This window comes from Lactiplantibacillus sp. DA1 (assembly GCF_032681335.1).
Classification (GTDB): domain Bacteria; phylum Bacillota; class Bacilli; order Lactobacillales; family Lactobacillaceae; genus Lactiplantibacillus.
The window spans coordinates 30,185-45,657 of record NZ_JAWHTQ010000001.1 but is presented as its reverse complement, the minus strand read 5'-3'; the positions used below and the strand labels follow the sequence as shown (position 1 = coordinate 45,657).

Sequence of the window (15,473 nt, the reverse complement as noted above, 5' to 3'; positions counted from 1 at the left end):
GTTAATCATGATTTAGACTAAACAATAATTAGCACAATGCGTTAAAGCTAATTTTAGGAGGCGCGCCATGTCAGAACGTTATTTATCAACAATTGAACACGGGTTAACGACTGAGGAAGTTGACCAGCGCCTGACAGCGGGCCTGAAGAATGAACCGTTACCGCCTTTGACACGTTCTGTCAAACAGATTTTTCGCGATAATGTACTGACGCTTTTTAATTGTATCAATGTACTGTTAGCAGGATTAGTTCTGTTGACAGGTAGTTATAAGAATATGTTGTTTTTGTTCGTCGTGATTGTCAATACAGCGATTGGAATTTTTCAAGAGATACGAGCCAAACGACAGGTCGATAAGCTTTCGCTGTTGTCCGCAACCAAAGTTCAAGTCCGTCGTGATGGACAGACAGTGGCCATTGGTCAGGACGAAATCGTGCAGGATGATTTGTTGTTAGTGACCCGTGGTGAACAATTACCTGTAGATGGGCTCGTTCGTGAGACAACCGGGTTAGAAGTGGATGAATCTCAAATTACCGGCGAGGCCGATCCGGTCATTAAAGGGCCGGGTGATGAACTGGTTTCGGGGAGTGTCATTTTAGGTGGCCATGGGGTCGTTCAAGCGACTCAAGTTGGTCACGGCAGTTTTATTAAGCAGATGGCGCGGGCGGCAAAACAAAAACGTCGGACCCCCAGTCAACTGTTAACGATTATTAATCGAATTATTAAGATTTTGACGTTCACGATTATTCCACTAGGAGCCGGACTGTTCGTTTCGACGATAATGCGGGGTGAAAGCCAAAACCGGGCAATTTTAGGCACGGTAGCTGCAATGGTTGGCATGATTCCAGAAGGGCTCGTCTTGTTGACTTCGGTTGCGCTAGCGGCTGGGGCGTTTACCTTAGGTCGGCATCAAGTCTTAGTACGTGAATTGCCGGCGATTGAAGCACTCGCGCGCGTGGATACATTGTGTCTGGACAAAACAGGAACGATTACAAGCGGTAAATTAGTTTTTGAGCGGGTCGAGCCGTGGGGCCAGCATGGTCTAAAAGCGGTGGAACAACGACTGGCCGCATTAGTTACAGCTATTGACGATGATAATGAGACCGCACAGGCAATTAAAACTGCTTTTGGCCAGCCGCACGTGCAGCCAACGGAAGTATTACCGTTTTCTTCAAGCCGGAAGTGGAGTGGTGCGACCTTTGACGGACGAACCTACGTCATGGGGGCGCCGGAGTTCATTTTTGAAACGGTACCTGTTGAGTTGCAGGCGCGAATTAAGGCCCTCGCACAACAAGGTTACCGGGTATTAGTGCTAGCAGCAGTTACGGTGTTAACAACGCCAAAACCAACGCAGCCGACGACGTTAGGGCTAATTCTAATTACAGATGAATTGCGACCGCATGCGAAAACTACGTTTGGTTTTTTTGCTAATCAGGATGTGGCATTAAAAGTAATCTCAGGAGATAATCCAGTGACGGTTGCTAGTATTGCCCAGCGTGCAGAAATCAAGAACGCGGATCAACTAGTCGATATGAGTCAGGTTGGAGTTAAACCGGATTATGATCAACTAGTTGCGGATTATACGGTGTTTGGCCGGGTGACGCCGCAACAAAAAGAACAACTAATCAAAGCTTATCAGCGGGGTGGTCATACGGTAGCGATGACTGGGGATGGTGTTAATGATTTGTTGGCATTAAAACAAGCGGATTGTAGTATCGCCATGGCAAGTGGGAGCGAAGCGACTAAGAGTCTGGCTGACTTTGTCTTGATTGATTCGAACTTTGACGCGATGGTCCAGGTGTTGAATGAGGGACGGCGCGTTATTAATAATATCGAACGAGTCGCTGCGCTATACTTAATCAAAACGATGTATTCCGTGGCACTGACACTGATTTTTATTTTTATGAGTCATAGCTATCCATTTGAACCCATCCAGTTAACACCGATTTCGTCGTTGATGGTTGGTATTCCAACATTTTTCTTAGCTTTGCAACCGGATTATACCCGCATTACTGGCCGGTTTATGAAGCAAGTCATGGAGATTGCGGTTCCCGCGGCGATTTGCGTGGTCGGTTATATCATGGTGATTATGATACTGGGTAACAAGTTCCAACTTGACTTTGAAACCACCGCAACGCTGAGTGTGCTGATGACAGGAATCTTTAGTTTGAATGCGTTACTGATTGCGGCACGCCCGTTGAATCGATTTAAAATCGGTCTGGTCGTCCTAATGGCAGCTTTGTTCGTGCTTGTCTTTTTATTTGCTGGTCGGATTTTTTCTCTGGTTAATTTGCTTGATTGGTCGTTGGCGGTGATTTACTTGCCACTGATGATTAGCGCGTATCCGGTCTTCATTATCTTGCAAAATGGGTTGGGAAAACGAATTTTAAGTAAGATTAATTGGCGGTAAAGCAGTCATACCTAGAAATCAAAATAGTTTTGGACCAAGCCGATCTTAGTATGTTTTTTCTATCGATATGGTCGGAACGTGACCCGAAAGGTTGCTTGCAGAGCACCTTTTGGGTCACGTTTTTTGCATCATGGAATGGAACGTGGATTTGAAAAAAGTGTTGAACCTTGATAGCGCTGTGGCCGGATTATGCAATGATGGTTTGGTTAGTTAAAGGGCCCCTAGCAATGGTAATGATGAGATACAAGACGATTTAAAAAATTGAGGATATTATTGCCAGACAAATTACTTTGACACACATAGTAATCGGTGGTATATTATGTTCATCAAATTACTATGTGTTACAAAGTAGTTAAGAAGAGGTGCTGACAGTGAAACCGGAAATATCTAAGGACACGATTCGTGGGCATACAACGACCATCGTGCTCAATATTTTGAATCAGGGTGACAGTTACGGTTATGCGATTGCTAAGACCATCAAGCAATTGAGTCATGCCGCCTATGTTATCAATGAAGCAACGTTATACACGGTGTTTCGGCGTTTAGAGAAGCATGGCGATATCAGTAGTTATTGGGGAAATGAGACGCAAGGTGGTCGGCGAAAGTATTATCAAATTACAACGCAAGGACGGACCACACTACGACACAATATTGATGAATGGAATTTTGCAAAGCAGGTTATTGACGACTTGATTTTAGGGAGGCTTGACGACAATGTCAGCAAAGATTGAACAACTTGTGGCGATGCGGTTAAATACTTATTTTAAGCAGCAACCAGTGACCCCCGCCTTAACGGAACTAAAAACAGAATTAGCAACTGATTTGAATGAAGCGGCCAACGATAAAGAACGTGGCGGCTTAGATCCTGAAGCAGCCGTGGCGGAAGCATTTAGTGATTTTGGGGATATTAATGATCTGATTCAGCAAGTAAATACTGAGAATGGCGATACAGACAAGGTTCGTAGACACCAGATAACGGTGGATGAAGACGGCATTGCCATTGATAATGGTGAGGCTTTAAAGATTGATGCTGAGGGTATCTCCATTAATAATGGAGTCATTAAAGCTGATGCGAATGGCTTAAAAGTTGGCCGTTGGACTTTGGATGCTGATGGAATCAATGAACAAGAACCCGCCAATACTACAGCGTCCAGTTCCATGCCGGTTAATTTGGCTGGTGAGTACGTGGAACGGCTACCACTAGTCAACGAACAACGTGTCGCTGTGGCTGGCTTAGCAAGCGTGACCATTAGTTACCGGTCTGCCACAGTGAAGGTGCTGCCAACGCGTGAAACCGCGGATGAAGTAATTGTGCGCGAATACATGAATTACAAGAATCCTGCTTATCAAGGACAAGTTACTCAGCAGGGCACTGATGTCCAAATTGTTCAGGGAAAGGTTCCATTTCTAATTCCGTTACGCGTACACGTTCAAATCCTGATTCCAGTACAGTTTAGTGGTAAGCTGGCTTTGAATAGCCGTTCAGGTAATGTTTTAGTAGGTGGTTTAAAACAATTGATGGCAGTTAACCTGCAAGTCATTAGTGGTAGTGCTCAAGTGACTGCCATGGCAGCGACATCAATGATTGGTGATCTGACATCTGGTGGTTTGATAATTGATGATGTTCAAGTTACTGAACAACTCGAGTTAGCAGTTAAGAGTGGGCGCATTCGCTTGAGCAGCGTGACTGCAGGCGCATATGCGGTCAGTGCAACGAGTGGTAGTGTTACCGGTCAGCAGTTACGTGGTGGTGGTCGATGGACAGCTAAGTCCGGGAGTATCAAGTTAGGGTTTGACACCATTGCTGGTGATATTGACTTAACGGCCAACAGTGGTTCAATCAAGGTAACGACGCCCGTGGATAGTAGTTATCGCTACGAGTTGGAGTCGCAAAGTGGCCGGGTACTCGCACCGAAACACGCGACGGTCGAACATCAGGCGGATGGGTATCAAACGGGACGAGTTGGTCAAACAGGAACTTACTTGATTCATGGCCGAGCCCGGTCTGGCACGATTCATTTAAGTTAGGGCTGACTGCTAATTATTTCGTTTGGGATAACCATTAGCTAGATTGTTGCTAGTGCGTCCATGATTAATTTGATAATTGTGAAATTTACAAGCGGCCGTTTAACGATGATTGATCAGTTAAACGGCCGCTTAGTTTGAGTTATGTGAACTGGGAATTTCTCTAAGAACATCGCGGATTCGTTGATTAGTACACTGATAGTTAGGGACGCTAAATCCACATTAGAACGAGCCAAGATGAGTATATCTAGAATTTATAACAGATTTTCGTAGGCAGATGTGATCAAAACAGCTTATAATGAAGACCAGTAGATTACCGGAATGGGGGCGTTGTTAGTGCGAATTAATGAGCAACAATTAATTCAGCGATTAGTACCACGACTGCTAAGGGTACGACAAACTAACTTCTATCGAATCATTCAGCGAACCTTGATGTTAACGTTCCCGTTTATTTTAATCGGGACGTTTAGCCAGATTATTCAGCTGACTGTTTTGACGAAAACAGGTTTTATAGCTAGTATTTTTCACTTATCAAAATGGGTCCCATATTATCGTTACTTGCACTACCCGTTTGATAGTTTAACTGCGTTGACATTAAACGGCGTGGCTGTGGTAGCCGCGTTTGGGGCGGCCAAGTACCATGCCAAGTTGAATCAACGTGATGACCAATTAGCGGGACTGACCGCGGCAATCGTATTACTGATTATGGCATATCAGTATACGAATCAAAATCAGGTCGGTATTTTTAATATGTTATTAATTGGAACGAATGGGTTAACGGGGGCCTTGATTGTCGGTGGCTTGACTGGTTTATTCTTTAAATGGTTCAGCAAACCGGTGCCCGAACAGAGTAGTCCGCATACCACGGATATTCTGGCACGAACGTTTGGTTCGTTGTTACCGATGGCGTTGATGTTAGTCATTGCTTTGGCTGTGAGCCTCGCTTTGAACTGGCTGATGATCGTCACGTATTCAGCAGAAAGTTGGTCGGCGTTTCAAAAATTTGCGACGACCAGCCATAGTTTGTGGCTGACTTTTGGTATGGCTGCCTTAACCTTACTGCTAGAAATTCTAGGACTGGCTGGCCCTTATCAAGAACGACTAGTGACTAATAGTGCAACCATGACGGCTAACTTAAATTACGCCTTAACACATCACTCTGCGTATCATGTGCCATATCCGTATACGGCTAATACGTTGTATCACGCTTTTGGAACCTTTGGTGGGACCGGGATGTTATTAGCGCTAGTTATTGCGATTTATATTGGGAGCAATAATCATAATTATCACGTGGTCGCACGCTGGAGTCTATTGCCCGCACTCTTTAATAGTAACGGCCCGTTACTAACGGGATTACCAGTTCTGTATAATCCGATTTATCTAATTCCGTTTATTTTAGCTCCCTTAGTTAATATGGGCGTGGCAGCACTGGCAATTGGCTGGCACTGGATTCCACCGGTGGTTTATCCGGTTCCTGTGGGGACACCGGGACCGTTAATTGCCTTTATTGGAACTAACGGCAATGTGGTGGCACTGTTACTGGGAATTATTGACTTAGCCTTGTCAGTGGCGATTTATTTGCCATTCATGCGGCTAGCTGAAGTTATCGTGCAGGCGGCCCAAAAGCAGGCGGGAGGTGTTGAGCATGCGTAATCGTCCTAATTGGCAACGCCGTCGACGTAGCCTGTTAGTTCTCATCTTAGGCCTACTGTTTTTGGGCTTTCTGATTCGCCCGTCTTACCAGTGGACCCAGGCGAACGTGGCCGCAATGGCTGGCCGCCACGATTCACAATTGTCACCAATCATCATGATTCCTGGCAGTAGTGCGACGCAGAATCGGTTTGATACCTTGGTCAAGCAGCTTAATAAGGCTGATCATCGCCAGCATAGTTTGATTAAGCTGACCGTGATGACCGACGATACGATTAAAATGACTGGGACGTTGCGTGCGCGGGATAATGAACCAGTCATCGTGGTTGGTTTTCAAAATAATCGGGACGGCTATGACAACATTAAGCAACAGGCGCGGTGGTTTTCACTGGCGTTTAAAAAATTAGCCGCCAAATATCAATTTAATAATTTTAAGGCGATTGGACACTCGAATGGTGGCTTGATCTATACGTATTTCTTTGAACATTATTTCAATCGGGACGACATCACTGTCAAACGGATCATGACCATTGGCTCGCCATATAACTTTTCGGAAGCTAATTTGAACCATAAGACACAGATGTTAGCTGACTTTATTAAGTATCGGGACCGGTTACCTAAGACGGCGACCATGTATTCAGTTGCGGGTACGGAAAATTATGATTCGGATGGGCTTGTACCAGCGCGAAGTGTCGAGGCTGGTAAGTATATTTATCAAGGCCAAGTCAAACATTTTACGGAAATTACGGTTACGGGAACGGATGCCCAGCACTCCGACTTGCCCCAAAATGCGCAAATCGTGACATTGATTCGAACGTATATGTTGGACAAACCAAAGCAGAATCGCAAGGGTTTAGTGACGGCTAATACGAGCGAATAGCAACTTACTTGTGCCGATTGACGTATTCAGTCCAATACGTGGTTGATTGGGATGGCCGTGGTCATCAGGAAATTTAGGGTGTTATTAAGAATTGTGGTAAAATTTGGTCATGGAGGTGGCTGAAATGTCCACACAAACACCAGTACATCGCAATCGGGTCCTGACCTTAATTCGTTCCTACTATCCGAATTTAAGTGTGACCGATCGTAAAATTGCCGACTATATTATTGCCGACCCTGTTAAGACGGCGGCTCAGTCGATCTCAGATTTAGCGGCCGCGGTCGGCGTTTCAACGGCCACGGTTTCGCGGTTTGTCAAGCGAATCAGTTTTAGTAGTTTCCGTGACTTTTCGCGTGAACTAACTGCGGCTGAACCGATTGAACAAACTAATGCGGAAGCTTTTCAAGATGTCGAAAAACAAACAACTTTTAAAGGAATTGCCGAATCAACGTTCAATAGCATTCGTAGCTCACTTGATCAGACGAGCCAGGTCATGACGGAAAGTGATCTTAAGCAAGCGGTGGAATTACTATTAAACGCGCGTTCAATTGGCTTTTATGGTCTTGGGGGTTCTGCTGTGGCGGCCTTAGATGGTTACCATAAGTTTGTTCGTACCGGCATTCCGTGTGCGCATAATAGTGATTATGATATGCAGCTCATGCAGGCGGCCCAGATGAACGCCAATGACGTGGCGGTAGTTATCTCGCATACGGGTCGTAATCAACAAACGCTACAAGTGCTATCGACTTTGAATGCACAAGGGGTGCCAGTGATTGCACTGACCAGTTTTGGTAATTCACCACTGGCTAAGGATAGTACCGTCGCGTTTATTTCAGTAGCTGAAGAAATTAATTATCGTTCGGAAGGCCTAACATCGTTAATTGCCCAAATGAGTATTATCGATAGCCTTTTCTTGATGACCGCCGTACATGGCAATATCGAAATGGCAGAAAGTCTTGGCCGAGTTCGTGAGGCTATTAGTCAGACGCGAACGGAGCTTTAACGCTGTAGGCAAAGGATTGATGAGATGACAAAGCGACAACATTATCGACCGGTATATGCGAAAACGCGCTGGGCGCGATGGCGCCATCGAATTGGCTGGTTATTAGTCTTAGTAGTCGTCATTGGAAGCGTCTGGGGCGGCTTGCTCTGGTTACGGTGGCGTAGTAACGCTGTTGTAAGTGGCTTCGATGTGCGTGGAGTCGCTGTTTCACAGAATGACGGTTATTTAGACTTTGCCGCCTTGCAAAATGACGGTCTTAAATTTGTCTATTTACATGCTACCCAAGGTGCCAGTTATACGGATGATAACTTTGCTAGTAATTATGAACGCATTGTCGGCACGGGTCTTGGAGTGGGCGTCGTTCATACTTTTAGTTTTTCATCGACGGCTGCGGCTCAAGCGGCCTATTTTGAAAAGACCGTGGGTGACAGTGTAGGGAATTTACCGATTGCCATTCAGGTGCAATATTACGGTGACTACACGGATAAGACGATTGCGGTCAGAAAGAGTCGTGCCAAACTTAAGGCCCTGGTTACGACACTGACGCAGGACTATGACCGCTCATGCGTGGTTTGGTCAACGCCAGCGGTTGCTAAGCAGATCGTTAAGCCAGCCCTTAAACAGACGGCTTTGTGGCTTGATACAGCTAAGACACATCAACAAGGCCAGCGTGTGATGTTCATGCATTATTCTGATCGGGCAGTGTACCGACAAAATGGCACGCGGCAAGAATTTACGGGCGTTTTATTCAACGGTAGTACTGAGGCGTTCAATAAAGTTGTTGCGCAGGGGCTGAATTGAAACGTGTGACCAGCATGATCTGATGAGTCGATAACTGGGTAGGCTGGTAGTTCGTGTGCTGCCATAGCGCTGCCTGAAAAGTTCACTCAATCGCAGAAGGGCGCGTGAACGGCAAGCCAATTAGCAAGTCCGCTTTAATCATGATCGGTAAATTGACAGCATGTGGTTACTTTAAATAGTTAAAAATAAGTCGCAAGTGCAGGCAAATAGCCTAACTTGCGACTTATTTTATGAAGCATTCGGTGATAGGATAACGTAACTACGATCATCAGCTTCATCGAAGAGGGTCACAGGACGTTGCTCGTTAGCACGCACCTCAAGATGAAAGCCATATTGATCAAGCAAGACAAGCGCGCTGGGTGAGATTGATTCAACAGTTGCTGGCATGGAGCGCCCATCGATGCGAATCATCATATTGGGGTCAATCTCTAAGGTATGATCCCGGTGATGCGCCTCATCACGATAGGTCCAGGTTCCCGCGTAGAAAACTGCTAAGTCACCGTCAGCGACTGTGCTAGGGTGTCGTTTATGGACTAATGTACTGGAGAGTCCTGCAAGTAATGATAAACCAAATAAAATTGCGCCACGTCGCTTCACTGGATCAACCTTCTTTCTGAATAAATCTATAATTAAAATATACCACTAAAATGCCGTCAACGTCACGTAATAAGTGGATTCTTATTAAAGCCTTTATATGGCTGTCACTTGCAAGTAATGAACGTAATATTTCTCTAAATTTGGTGAGGGCGGTAACTATTTTTTTGAATTAATTGGTGTTCTGATTGGAAATTACTGGGTGAGTGTGTTAATCTATATAATGTGATTGGCATTTATGTGAAGTTTTAAAGTATCATTTAATTGTGTTACCGTAAATTCTTTATAGGTGTTAATAACAGTTGTTTTGTTACTTTTATTTTTTTATATCCTAGGAGGATTTAGTTCATGAAAAATGGTACTGTAAAATGGTTCAATGCTGATAAGGGTTATGGCTTTATTACTGGTGAAGATGGCAACGATGTATTCGTTCACTTCTCAGCTATCCAAACTGACGGTTTCAAGACCTTAGAAGAAGGCCAAAAAGTTACCTTTGATGAAGAATCAAGCGATCGTGGCCCACAAGCTGCTAACGTTGTTCCTCAATAAGCTTAGCTTTTAAAAGGGCTGCCCGCGTGGCGGCTCTTTTTTTATGGCTTTAAAAAGCACCACGGACTTTTAATCCTTCTAGCCCAACTCAGCGGTGAAAACTGGTAAAATAGAAGATAAGATCACAGTATAAGTAAGCGCCACCAATCACGACTGGTTGACTAGCGCCGTTGAGAGGGGTCAAATCAATGTTAAAATTAGGAATTATTGGAACGAACTGGATTACGCAACAGTTTATTGATGCCGCGGTTGAATCAGCTGAATGGCAGCTGACGAGTGTTTATTCCCGGCACGCGGAAACTGCGCGGGCCTTTGCTGACAAGAATCATGCTGATGAAATTTTTACCGACTTGGATGCATTTTTCAGTCAGGGAAGTTTTGACACGGTCTACATTGCGTCACCGAATAGTCTGCACTTTGCTCAGGCTAAGCAGGCCATTGCGTACGGGAAACATGTTATTGTTGAAAAGCCGGCCGTGGCGAATCAGCAAGAATTTGAACAGTTAGATGCTGTTTTGAAGGCCCACCCAGATGTGTTGCTGTTTGAAGCGGCTCGGCAGATACATGAAGTTAATTTCCAGCGTGTCAAGGATCAGATTAAGAAGTTATCTCTAGTTCAAGGTGCAACGTTAACTTACATGAAGTACTCGTCACGTTATGATGCTGTACTGGCCGGTGAAGAACCCAATATTTTCTCATTGAACTTTGCGGGTGGAGCGCTTCAAGATTTAGGTGTCTACTTAGCCTATGACGCGGTTGGCTGGTTCGGGATGCCGGAAGAAGTAGCTTACTACCCAACACTGACTCGAACGGGTGTAGACGGTAAAGGGGTTGCAATCTTGCGTTATGCGGATTTTACAGTGACATTGAACGTTGGTAAGACGAGTAACTCGTTCTTGCCATCAGAAATTAACGGTCTGCGTGACGCTATCGTGATGGACAACCCAGCCGAACTAGGCAAAGTCACTTATCAAGATAAGGCGGGGCAGGCACATGACTTAGGTGTGCAACCGGATGCCAATCCAATGCTGGCTGAAGCACGCGATTTTGCGGCTGTCATCAATGATCCGACTAGTCATCAGGCGGAATACTTAGCTTGGCGACAACTTAGTCGAAATGTTAATAAACTATTATTTAATTTGCGGCAGTCAGGGCACCTTTATTTTACGGGTGAAGCGCCTGAGACCGATAAATAGAAATGAGGCACTATGTTAGACGTATTTAAAACTAAATTTTCAGCGGCGGGCTTTACGGAATTATCACCGATTCAGACGGCGGTAGCCGAGCCACTCGCGGCTGGTCAATCGGTATTAGGACTTGCGCCCACAGGTTCTGGTAAGACCCTGGCGTTTACGTGGCCGATGCTTGAAGCACTCCGGGTAGGCGAAGGGACTCAGGCACTCATCTTAGCGCCATCCCAAGAGCTGGCGATGCAAACAACCAACGTGGTGCGTGAATGGGGGCAACTGATTGATGCCAAAGTCCTTGCGATTACTGGTGGGGCGAACGTAAAACGGCAGATGGAGAAGCTCAAGAAGCATCCTGAAGTGATCGTCGGTACGCCGGGACGAATTACTAACTTGATTGCGGATGGTAAAATCAAGCTGGGGCATTTGAAGATGCTGATCGTTGACGAGGCGGATGAACTGTTGACGGATGAGACCTTGGATCAGATTCGCGAGATTCTTGATGCAACGTTTGCTGAAACGTTACAGTTAGGCTTCTTCTCGGCAACGGAAACGAAAATCTTAGACGAGCTTCCTCGGTGGTTTGGGCAGCAGGTTGAAAAGATCGATGTGCGTGCCATTGATCAGACACAGGGGGTAGTTCGTCACCGGACGATGCAAGTGGGTAATCGTCACCGGGTCGATCTATTAAAGCGTATCAGTCGTGTCGATCACATGCGGGCACTAGTATTTTTCAATAAGATGCAAGAACTCCAGCATGTAGCCTTGGAATTACGTCACCAGCACGTGAGCTACGTTGCTTTGACGAGTAATCAGCGGCAAGTTGAACGGGAAAAGGCGCTACGATTGTTCCGGCAAGGCAAGGTCGGTTTATTGTTAACGACAGATTTGGCAGCTCGGGGCTTAGATGTGCCTGAGTTGCCAGCGGTAATTAATTATCAATTGCCTAAAGACGTCACGACCTACATTCACCGGAGTGGCCGGACAGGTCGAATGGGTGCTGACGGGTTAGTCCTGACTTTTGGGGATGACCATGATGTGCGGGACTTTAAGAAAATGATGGCTAATACGAACTATGAGATCAAGCCAGGATATTTAGTTGATTATCATATTGTTGACACCAAGCCGGACAAAGTGATTCCACCATTGACGTTTGACCATCCAGAGAAGGCTGGCAACGCGGCTAGCAGTCGCCACCGGGTTACGCCTGCTGGACACCCGGATAAGGTTAAACACGTTGAGACGAGCCGCGAGCGGCCTGTTAAGACGACACCTAACAAGAAAAAAGGTCATAATAAGCATTCTAAGAAAAAAGGCATGCGTAAAAAAAATCGTGACCGCTTTAGCAATCAGTAATTGCCAAAATGCACAATCCGTGAGATGATATTTTACGGATTGTTAATGGCCTCATAGCACAACTGGATAGGGCACCCGCCTCCTAAGCGGTTGATCCCGGTTCGAGTCCGGGTGGGGTCAGTTAAATATTTCTTCAAAAACCGTCCTATATCAACGTAGAATGTTGATATAGGACGGTTTTTAAGAAATAGATAAATGATATAAAATCAAAAAATCAGCACGCATAACGCCCGCCACCAGTCACAAATGACTAGTCAGCGGGCGTTATAATTAGTATTAGCGGATCACAATCACGTTACAAGGTGCGTGGTCAACCACGTAACTCGTGGTTGAACCAACGGCCACGCGGTGTGGTGAATTGGTTCCGGTGGCGCCAAGCACAATCAGGTCAATTTCAGGGTGCTGCTTGGCGTAGTCCTCAATGGTATGTTTTGGAATCCCATAACTGATTTCAGTCTTTAAGTTAGGCGCGGACGTGGTGGCGACAAATTGTTGTCGCTGCCGCATGGCGTCCTTTGCGTGCGCGGCTTCTGCATCCAATAGTTCGGATAGCACTGGGTCAAGCGCAGGGGTGTGGTAAGCACTGTCATCGACGACATACAGTGCCGTGAGGTTTGCTTGGTGACGTTGTGCAATGTTGACGGCCTCGGTAAAGGCAGCTTGGGCAGCGTCGGAACTGTCAACAGGAACTAGAATATTAGTATAACGGCTTGGCATCTTAACCACCTCCAGTTATCTTTATTATAATTATAATGGATTAATAGCTGGCAATAAAATTAAACGCACCTAGTGGGCAAGTTTCATGAACTAGCGTATATTATAGACAGTAAATTTCTTTGGGGGTCAGGCATGATTAGGCAAGTACAAAAGACGTTATTAAAATTTGAACGGGTTGTTGAACGTCAACGGTATTGGCGCGCATTGCGCGATACGTTAACGTTACTTTTCCCGTTTGTCTTAATTGGGGCGTACGTTAGTTTTTTGAATCAAGCAATTTTTCAGCGTAACGGTTTTTTGAATCATATTTATGGCATCAGTCGTTGGTTTCCAGGTTTTAAGCGGTTGACCACGTACACGACGATGCTCAATCTGAGTATTAACGGCATTATTGCCGTAATTGCCGCCTTTGCTGCGGCTAATTTTGTGGCTCGATCGGCACACCGTGATAATTTACTGGCAGGCTTGACAGCAGCAATTAGTTTCATGATGCTTAATATTAATTATAATTTTTTTAGTGCGCATGGGCAGGCTAGTGGTAGCCGCTTTTTAGAGAATAATTTAGGCACGCAGGGTATTTTTTTAGCATTATTAGTTGGTTTATTGACGGGCTGGTTTTTTAGCCACTTAGCCCGGCGCGCGCATAGCCATCAGGAATTAGAGACACAGTCTCATTTACTCGCACGGGCACGCAATAATTGGGTGCCGATGGTCGTTGCATTACTTGTTTTCAGTCTGCTAGGATATGGACTTAGCTTTGTTAGCAAAGGTGGGTTGAACGGGTTATTTTACGCAGTCTTCACCTTACCATTCAGTAATCCTGGTGCTGCGTTACTGGCAATTATTGGGGTCGCTTCACTCAGTAACTTATATTGGTTGATTGGTATCATGGGACCAGTTGATTTTAGTGGCAATAGTGCAACGAGTACGGTTCAAAATTTGGAGTATGCGTTACAACACGGTTCCGCGTGGGGCGCGCCTAATCCGGTGACCTTGCATACGTTGTTTGACGCCTTTGCGAATGTCGGTGGTCCGGGGATGACCCTCGCACTATTGATTGCAATCTTGTGGCGTTCACGTAACCACAATTACCGGCTAGTCGCGAAAACTAGCGCGTTACCAGTGCTGTTTAATCTCAACCAGCCGTTACTTGTTGGGCTACCAATTGCGTACAGTCCACTCTTAGCCATTCCGTTCTTATTAGCACCGCTTGCCAGCATGGTGATTACTTGGTGTGCTTTGAAGTTACAATGGATGCCGCCGGTTGTTTATCCGGTTAGTAAAACCATGCCAGGCTTTTTAACAGGGTGGCTAGGAACTGGTGGGGACTGGCGAGCGTTGTTAGTCAGTCTAATCAATATCGCGGTCGCAACTGCGATTTACTTACCATTTGTGTTGTTAGCAAATCAAGTCGATGAGGGGGCGCAGACGGATGCTTAAACGAGATTGGTGGCGGTGGTTACTCGGGCTAGGCTTGTTGATTGCCGTCTGCTGGCCAGCTTATACTTGGAGTCAAGCTAATATTAAAACGTTAAAAAACACTGGTCGCACCCGGATGGCCCCGGTCATTATGGTGCCCGGGTCAAGCGCATCGCAAAATCGGTTTGATAGCTTGATTACTGAGTTGGGGAAGGAAACACCGCAAAAGCACAGTGTGTTGAAACTAACGGTCCAAACGGATGGTTCAATCAAGTACAGTGGTTCGATTGCAGCTAATGACAATGAACCGTTTATCGTGATTGGCTTTGCCAATAATCATGACGGTAAGGCCAATATCGATAAGCAGGCAGTTTGGTTAAATACAGCATTTAAAGCACTAGTTAAGACTTATCATTTTAATCACTTCTACGCATTGGGGCATTCCAACGGTGGCCTGATCTGGACCCTTTTCCTAGAACGCTACTTAAAAGAAAGTCCCAAGGTGCACATTGACCGGTTGATGACGATTGCTTCGCCATATAACATGGAATCGACGAGCACTACGGCCAAGACGAGCATGTTTAAGGAGTTATATCGTTATCGGACGGGGTTGCCACGCTCGCTGACGGTTTACTCGATCGCGGGGACTGAAAATTATACGAGTGATGGGACCGTGCCGTACAATAGTGTCAATTATGGCAAGTACATCTTCCAAGATCAGGTCAAACATTTTACGGAAATTACCGTAACTGGAGCCAATACGGCGCACTCGGACCTCCCGCAAAATAAGCAGATTGTTAGCCTGATCCGGCAGTACTTGTTGGCTGAAACGTTACCGAACAAGGAACGACAACAAAACGCCCAACGGGTACAAAATTAGCGGTT

At 45.7% G+C, this 15,473-nt stretch carries 14 protein-coding genes and 1 tRNA gene; 13 read left to right on the top strand and 2 right to left on the bottom strand.

All coding sequences use genetic code 11. The annotated features are described in order from the left end of the window. Window positions 1-67: 67 nt before the first annotated feature. The 7 genes from RXV91_RS00225 to RXV91_RS00195 all read left to right on the top strand — a co-directional run bounded on the left by RXV91_RS00225 (window position 68) and on the right by RXV91_RS00195 (window position 8,766). Complete coding sequence (locus RXV91_RS00225; protein ID WP_316438197.1) at window positions 68-2,407, top strand: cation-translocating P-type ATPase; 2,340 nt, start codon at window positions 68-70, stop codon at window positions 2,405-2,407. 371 nt (window positions 2,408-2,778) lie between these two features. After that, window positions 2,779-3,138, top strand: coding sequence for a PadR family transcriptional regulator (locus RXV91_RS00220; RefSeq protein ID WP_021730648.1), 360 nt, complete (start codon window positions 2,779-2,781; stop codon window positions 3,136-3,138). Further along, entirely contained in the window at window positions 3,122-4,435 is a 1,314-nt protein-coding gene (locus tag RXV91_RS00215) for a DUF4097 family beta strand repeat-containing protein (protein ID WP_316438196.1), read from the top strand. The genes RXV91_RS00220 and RXV91_RS00215 overlap by 17 nt, the downstream gene beginning before the upstream one ends. 333 nt (window positions 4,436-4,768) lie before the next feature. Then, window positions 4,769-6,085 (top strand): PTS transporter subunit EIIC, encoded by a 1,317-nt coding sequence (locus RXV91_RS00210; RefSeq protein ID WP_316438195.1) that lies wholly within the window; start codon window positions 4,769-4,771, stop codon window positions 6,083-6,085. Beyond that, window positions 6,078-6,962 (top strand): alpha/beta hydrolase, encoded by an 885-nt coding sequence (locus RXV91_RS00205; RefSeq protein WP_316438194.1) that lies wholly within the window; start codon window positions 6,078-6,080, stop codon window positions 6,960-6,962. The genes RXV91_RS00210 and RXV91_RS00205 overlap by 8 nt, the downstream gene beginning before the upstream one ends. 124 nt (window positions 6,963-7,086) lie before the next feature. Further along, window positions 7,087-7,965 carry a MurR/RpiR family transcriptional regulator gene (locus tag RXV91_RS00200; protein ID WP_021730644.1) on the top strand — a complete coding sequence of 293 codons (879 nt, stop codon included), beginning with the start codon at window positions 7,087-7,089 and terminating at the stop codon, window positions 7,963-7,965. 24 nt (window positions 7,966-7,989) lie between these two features. Next, window positions 7,990-8,766 (top strand): GH25 family lysozyme, encoded by a 777-nt coding sequence (locus RXV91_RS00195; protein WP_316438193.1) that lies wholly within the window; start codon window positions 7,990-7,992, stop codon window positions 8,764-8,766. A 228-nt stretch (window positions 8,767-8,994) separates the two neighbouring features. Here the strand turns inward: RXV91_RS00195 and RXV91_RS00190 are convergent, their stop codons facing one another. Beyond that, window positions 8,995-9,363: a DUF4828 domain-containing protein gene (locus tag RXV91_RS00190; protein WP_316438192.1), complete on the bottom strand. Its 369-nt coding sequence runs from the start codon at window positions 9,361-9,363 to the stop codon at window positions 8,995-8,997. A 345-nt stretch (window positions 9,364-9,708) separates the two neighbouring features. Between RXV91_RS00190 and RXV91_RS00185 the strand changes: the two genes are divergently transcribed. The 4 genes from RXV91_RS00185 (at window position 9,709) to RXV91_RS00170 (ending at window position 12,572) form a co-directional block, all read left to right on the top strand. Beyond that, window positions 9,709-9,909, top strand: coding sequence for a cold-shock protein (locus tag RXV91_RS00185; protein WP_003638174.1), 201 nt, complete (start codon window positions 9,709-9,711; stop codon window positions 9,907-9,909). 188 nt (window positions 9,910-10,097) lie between these two features. Then, a complete protein-coding gene (locus tag RXV91_RS00180; RefSeq protein ID WP_316438191.1) occupies window positions 10,098-11,105 on the top strand; it encodes a Gfo/Idh/MocA family oxidoreductase in 1,008 nt (335 codons plus the stop codon). A gap of 12 nt (window positions 11,106-11,117) precedes the next feature. After that, entirely contained in the window at window positions 11,118-12,452 is a 1,335-nt protein-coding gene (locus RXV91_RS00175) for a DEAD/DEAH box helicase (protein ID WP_316438190.1), read from the top strand. A 47-nt stretch (window positions 12,453-12,499) separates the two neighbouring features. Then, window positions 12,500-12,572 (top strand) — tRNA-Arg (locus RXV91_RS00170). 156 nt (window positions 12,573-12,728) lie between these two features. Here the strand turns inward: RXV91_RS00170 and RXV91_RS00165 are convergent. Beyond that, on the bottom strand, window positions 12,729-13,169 hold the full coding sequence (locus RXV91_RS00165) for a universal stress protein (protein ID WP_003643301.1): 441 nt from the start codon (window positions 13,167-13,169) through the stop codon (window positions 12,729-12,731). 132 nt (window positions 13,170-13,301) lie between these two features. Between RXV91_RS00165 and RXV91_RS00160 the strand changes: the two genes are divergently transcribed. Together RXV91_RS00160 and RXV91_RS00155 are read left to right on the top strand one after the other, a co-directional pair. Next, on the top strand, window positions 13,302-14,609 hold the full coding sequence (locus RXV91_RS00160) for a PTS transporter subunit EIIC (RefSeq protein ID WP_316438189.1): 1,308 nt from the start codon (window positions 13,302-13,304) through the stop codon (window positions 14,607-14,609). Then, on the top strand, window positions 14,602-15,468 hold the full coding sequence (locus RXV91_RS00155; protein WP_021730634.1) for an alpha/beta hydrolase: 867 nt from the start codon (window positions 14,602-14,604) through the stop codon (window positions 15,466-15,468). The genes RXV91_RS00160 and RXV91_RS00155 overlap by 8 nt, the downstream gene beginning before the upstream one ends. The last annotated feature ends 5 nt before the right edge of the window (window positions 15,469-15,473 follow it).